Source organism: Streptomyces sp. 7R007 (genome assembly GCF_054850255.1).
Genome location: NZ_JBTWMV010000136.1, coordinates 1 through 1568 on the forward strand (window position 1 = coordinate 1; position 1568 = coordinate 1568).

Consider the following 1568-nt stretch of genomic DNA (forward strand, 5'->3'; position numbering starts at 1 on the left):
AGGCGGCAACCGCCGCAGGTGGCGGCTCAACCACTCCCCGCTCTTCCTGGACTTCCTCGAGGGCAAGGTCGACTTCCCCTGCACCGCCTGGGCGATTCCCAACTACTCGCTCTTCGGCTGGCAGCGCCCCTGCTACCTGATGAGCGACGGGTACGTGCCGACGTACCGCGAACTCATCGAGGAGACCGACTGGGACAAGTACGGCCGCGGCAAGGACCCGCGCTGCGCCAACTGCATGGCGCACTGCGGCTACGAGCCCACCGCCGTCCTCGCCACCATGGGGTCCCTGAAGGAGTCCCTGCGCGCGATGCGCGAGACCACCGGCCAACCGCGAGCACCTGAAAGACATCTCACGTGCCTACTGAGTTTTTCGTTAGTTCTGTGGGCGCAGGAGCTATAGCGGTGTGAGGCTGTTGGTGTGTCTTCCGAGTCGCAGGCCGTGGTTTCCGGTGTGTCCGTTCCGCCCCTGACACGGCCCCAGTTGGCCGAAGCCCGTCGCATGCGGGCGGTGGAGCTGTTCGAGCAGGGACGTTCCACATCCGAGGTGGCACGGATGGTGGGGATGCATGCCGAGAGCGTGCGCCGGTGGAAACGGTTATGGGAGCAAGGCGGTGCTCAGGCACTGCGGCGGCGTCCGGCCCCCGGGCGGCCGCCCAAGCTGGATGATGCCCAAGTCGCAGCCGTTCGGGCCGCGTTGGAGCAAGGCGCTCAGGCGCACGGGTTCGAGGCGGACCTGTGGACGTTGGATCGGGCCGGCGTGGTGGTGGAGCGGGTGACCGGGGTGAGGTTGGCCCGGGCTTCGGTGTGGCGGCTGCTGACCGGGCGGCTGGGGTGGAGTCTGCAGCGGCCCAGGCGCCAGGCGGTCGAGCGGGACGAGTCCGAGATCGCCCGATGGGTGGCTCAGGAATGGCCCCGCATCAAAAAGGGGCGGTGAAGAAACGTGCCTGGATCGTGTTCTTCGACGAATCGGGTATATCGCTGCTGCCTCAGGTGCGTCGCACCTATGCGCCGCGCGGCCGTACTCCGCTTCTGCGGCACCGGCTGAACTGGAAACGAGCCGGGATGGCCGCCGCACTGGGCTACCACGCCGCCGACGGCGAGCGCGGCCCGCGGCTGTGCTTCCACCTCAAGCCGGGCACCTACGACACCACGTCCCTGATCGACGTGCTGGAGCAGGTCAAGGCCTTCTACGCCGGGGAGTCGGTGGTGTTGGTATGGGATGGACTCTCCGCCCACTGGAGTCGGGACATGCGGGCCTGGGCGGCCGAGCAGGACTGGCTGACGCTCGAGCGGCTGCCGGCCTACGCACCCGAACTCAACCCGGTCGAACTGCTGTGGTCGGCCATCAAGACCTGCGAGCTGGCCAACCTCGCCGGCGACCACCTCGCCGATGTCGCTGACGCAGCCGAACGCGGCATCCAACGCGTCTGCTCCAGCGAGCAACTCCCGTGGTCCTTCCCCTCACACACACCGGCCTCACCATCCACCCCCAGCCCCCACAGAACTAACGAAAAACTCAGTAAGACGTCATCTCATTTGGTGAGTCTGCGGTAGCAGATCAGGGTGCA

General features: G+C 67.1%; 2 protein-coding genes and 1 pseudogene. All 3 read left to right on the top strand.

The window, feature by feature from the left end; all coding sequences use genetic code 11:
• Positions 1 to 334 (top strand): annotated as a pseudogene (locus ACYF6T_RS44430) (DUF3463 domain-containing protein); the annotation flags it as partial.
• A gap of 117 nt (positions 335 to 451) precedes the next feature.
• Positions 452 to 934 carry an IS630 family transposase gene (locus ACYF6T_RS44435; protein WP_461703688.1) on the top strand — a complete coding sequence of 161 codons (483 nt, stop codon included), beginning with the start codon at positions 452 to 454 and terminating at the stop codon, positions 932 to 934.
• Entirely contained in the window at positions 931 to 1554 is a 624-nt protein-coding gene (locus ACYF6T_RS44440; protein ID WP_461703687.1) for an IS630 family transposase, read from the top strand. Before ACYF6T_RS44435 ends, ACYF6T_RS44440 begins: the two co-directional genes overlap by 4 nt.
• Positions 1555 to 1568 lie beyond the last annotated feature (14 nt).